The following is a 3023-nucleotide window of genomic DNA, read 5'->3' on the forward strand; positions in this document are numbered from 1 at the left end:
GTCACAATACCGTGCGGGCTCACGGCGTTGACCGTGATCCCGTCAGTACCGAGCTCCGTCGCCACGGCGCTCGCCAGGCACGCGAGTCTGGCCTCCGATCCGCGCGACCGCCGCGCCGCCGCGCTCGCCGGGAGCGCGATCGACTACTACGAGCGGGAGCAGAAGTCCTTCTGGTGGGCGCACTACGCGCGGCTCATCGACCCGATAGAGGATTGGGCGGACACGCGCGACGTGATGGTCGTGGACGCCGAGAAGAGCGAGGTCGAGGAGGACTGGCAGGCGCCCGTGGGGCGGCAGCGGAAGCACCGGCGCAGACTCAGGCTGCGGGGCGGCATCGCGCCGGGCAGCTCGCTCAAGGAGGGCGGAGATGTCTACCTGGCCTACGACTATCCGCCGCCCTTCGGGCCGCAGCGGGGTGCCGCACCGGGAGCGCGGGGCGCGATGCTGGTGAAGATCCTCGAGCTCCACGACGACGGTGTCACGATCGAGGAGACCCGATCGGACGACCTTCCCGAGTACGGACGACTGCCCGTCGCGCTGACCCCCGGTCCGCCGCCGCGCCCCGGTGCCCAGAAGCAGGCCATCGAGGAGTGGGGCCGGGAGCTCGCCGCTGCGCTCGATCAGGGGCACTTCCCAGCCGACCCCGTCGTCGACATCATGCGACGCGTGCCGCCGAGACTGGTGGGCGGAGCTCCCCTCGTGGATCCCGGGTCCGCCGAAGCGCTCGCCGCAGCGGACGGTGCTGAGGACCATCGGACGATCGGGGCCGTCGTCGCGTCCCTGCGCGGTCTGCATCGATCCGCGCTCGCCGTGCAGGGCCCGCCCGGCACCGGCAAGACCTACCTCGCCGCTCGAGTGATCCGCACCCTCGTGGAACGGGACGGCTGGCGCATCGGCATCGTGGCGCAGTCGCACAAGGTCGTCGAAAACGTGCTCGAGGGCGTCATCAGCGCCGGCCTCGACCCCGCACGGGCGGGCAAGGTGCCGCAGGGCGGCCGACTCGACCCGGGCGCACCGCTGCCCGGGTACACCGTGCTGCGCCCCAACGGGCACGATGCCTTCATGCACGGGCACCGCCAGGCAGGCCGCGGCGCAGTCATCGGCGGCACCGCCTGGGACTTCGCCAACCCGGCCAGGGTGGCGCGCAAGAGCCTCGACCTCCTGGTGATCGACGAGGCCGGGCAGTTCTCGCTGGCGCCGACGATCGCCGCATCCGTCGCGGCGGAACGCCTGCTGCTGCTCGGGGACCCGCAGCAGCTGCCCCAGGTCTCCCAGGGCTCGCACCCGGAACCGGTCGACACCTCCGCGCTCGGCTGGCTGCTCGGCGAGCACGACACCCTCCCCGAGAGCGCCGGCTACTTCCTCGCAGAGACACGGCGCATGCGCACCGAGCTCGCCGACGTCGTCTCCGAGCTCTCCTACGAGGGGCGCCTGCACACCCATACCACGGCCGAACTGCGCGAGGTCGACGGCGCGGGAGCGGCGGGCCTCGTCTGGCACGCGGTCGAGCACTTCGGCAACTCCACCAGCTCGGTCGAGGAGGCCGCCGAAGTGGTGAGGATCGCACGTGCGTCGCTCTCGGGTACGCTCCACGAACCCGGAGAAGCGCCGCGTGCGCTGGGTTCCGAGGACGTCATCGTCGTCGCCCCGTACAACGCCCAGGTCGAATGCGTCGCGGAGGCTCTGATTGCCGCAGGCCTCGAGGGGATACGCGTCGGCACCGTCGACAAGTTCCAGGGCCAGGAGGCCGCGATCGCCATAGTCACGCTCGCGGCCTCGAGCGCCGACGACGTACCGCGCGGGCTCGAGTTCCTCCTCATGCGCAACCGGTTGAACGTGGCGATCAGTCGGGCGCAATGGGCCGCGCACCTCGTCTCGTCCACCCGCCTCGGCCAGGGCCTCCCCAGCACCTCCGAGGGCGTCGCCGCGCTGAGCGGCTACCTCCGGCTCACCGAGCGCGGAACGCGAGCGGCATGAGGGCGCCCGCGCCCGGGCGCGGCGCGAACGGCGAACGGATAGCGTAGGTCCCATGAAGCCCTCGAAGCGTTCGCACGTACCCGCGTTCCAGGTGATGAGCATCACCGACGAGATCGCCCGTCGACGGCTGGCAGGCCACGACGTGGTCTCGCTGTGCGCGGGTGAACCGAGCGCGCGCCCCGTCCCGGGCACGCTGAAGCCCGCCGGCTACACCGGTCCCCTCGGCACGACGCCGCTGCGGGAGGCGATCGCCGGACACTACCGCGCGTGGTACGGCGTCGACGTCGACCCCGGGACCGTGGCCGTCACGACCGGCTCGTCCGGCGCGTTCCAGCTCGTGTTCCTCGCGGCGTTCGACCCGGGAGACCGCGTCGCGCTCGCGAGCCCCGGCTACCCGGCCTACCGGAACATTCTCGCCGCGCTCGGGGTGCAGGTCGTGGAGATCCCGACCGGTGTCGAGACGCGCTACCAGCCGACACCCGCACTCCTCGACGCCGCGGTCGCCGAACACGGCGAGCTGGCCGGCCTCATCATCGCGTCGCCCGCGAATCCGACCGGCACCATGCTCGGCCGGGCCGAGCTCGCAGCCCTCGCCGACTGGTGCCGTGCCCGCGGTACCCGGCTCATCAGCGACGAGATCTACCACGGGATCACCTTCCCGCAGCCCGGCGACCCCGACCCGCGCGGCGTCTCCGCCGTCGAACTCGACCCCGAGGCGATCGTCATCAACTCGTTCTCGAAGTACTGGGGAATGACCGGGTGGCGGCTCGGCTGGGCGATTCTGCCGCCGGCGCTCGTCGCCCCGTTCGAGGCGCTCGCCTCCAACTTCGCGCTCTCGCCCCCGGCCCCCGCGCAAGAACTCGCGATGAACGCCTTCACCCCCGAGACGTACGCCGAGCGCGACGCCGTCGTCGAAGGCTTCGCGCGCGCCCGGGCGCTGATCCTGGACGCCGCGCCCGCCCTCGACTGGGGGACCGCGGCGCCGAGCGACGGGGCGTTCTACTACTACTCGGAGCTCGGGCCGCAGCTCGAGCGCCACGGCGGCG

2 protein-coding genes are annotated in these 3023 nt (G+C 72.3%); both read left to right on the forward strand.

Translation table 11 applies throughout. The features are described from left to right. The coding region (locus tag ACFPZL_RS11750; RefSeq protein ID WP_382335539.1) for a DEAD/DEAH box helicase at positions 1 to 1977 on the forward strand (1977 nt) is incomplete at its 5' end. Between the two features lie 52 nt (positions 1978 to 2029). Continuing rightward, on the forward strand, positions 2030 to 3023 hold a 994-nt coding region (locus ACFPZL_RS11755; protein WP_382335541.1), incomplete at its 3' end, for a pyridoxal phosphate-dependent aminotransferase.

Origin of the sequence: Leucobacter soli, from assembly GCF_042659205.1 — a bacterium.
In the GTDB taxonomy this organism is placed as follows: Bacteria; Actinomycetota; Actinomycetes; order Actinomycetales; family Microbacteriaceae; genus Leucobacter; species Leucobacter soli.